This is a genomic window from Ralstonia sp. TCR112, assembly GCF_007997035.1.
Lineage (GTDB): Bacteria > Pseudomonadota > Gammaproteobacteria > Burkholderiales > Burkholderiaceae > Ralstonia > Ralstonia edaphi.
In genome coordinates, this window is the sequence record NZ_VOSS01000209.1 from 1 (window position 1) to 614 (window position 614).

Genomic DNA, 614 nt, shown 5'->3' on the forward strand with positions numbered 1-614 from the left:
GCGGCCTGCGCGCTGGAAAAGACCTCGAAACCGGGAGACGCCATGAAGCTGTCGATCTTTTCCGTGCAGGACCATTACCCCGACCGGCCCCGCAGTCTGCCGCAACTCTACGCAGACGTCATCGCCCAGGCGCGCCACGCCGAAGCGCTCGGCTACGACACCTTCTGGGTGGCCGAGCATCACTTTCACGAGTACGGCGCCGTTCCCAACCCCGCAGTCTTTCTGTCGCATCTGGCCGCGCAGACGCAACGCCTGCGACTGGGCACGGCCATCTCGATCCTGACCTTCCATCATCCGGCCACGGTAGCCGAGAACTACGCGATGGTCGATGCGCTTTCGGGCGGGCGGTTGTCGCTGGGCGTGGGCTCGGGCTACCTCAAGCACGAGTTCGAAGGCTACGACGTCGACCCCGCCGTCAAGCGCGAGCGCTTTGACGAAGCGCTGATGCTTGTCGAGCGCCTGCTTTCCGGCGAGCGCGTGCATCACGCGGGCCAGTTCCACACGCTGCGCGACGTGCGCCTCAACGTTCTGCCGGTGCAGGCCCGCGTGCCGATCCATGTGGCGATCCTGCGGCGAGAGGCGGCGTATCACATTGGCCGGCAGGGGGCGGCGCA

1 protein-coding gene is annotated in these 614 nt (G+C 66.6%); it reads left to right on the forward strand.

Annotated elements, in window-relative coordinates; translation table 11 throughout:
- Nucleotides 1-42: 42 nt before the first annotated feature.
- Nucleotides 43-614, forward strand: a 572-nt coding sequence (locus FUT88_RS25325) for an LLM class flavin-dependent oxidoreductase (RefSeq protein ID WP_147219306.1), incomplete at its 3' end; no start/stop codon positions are given.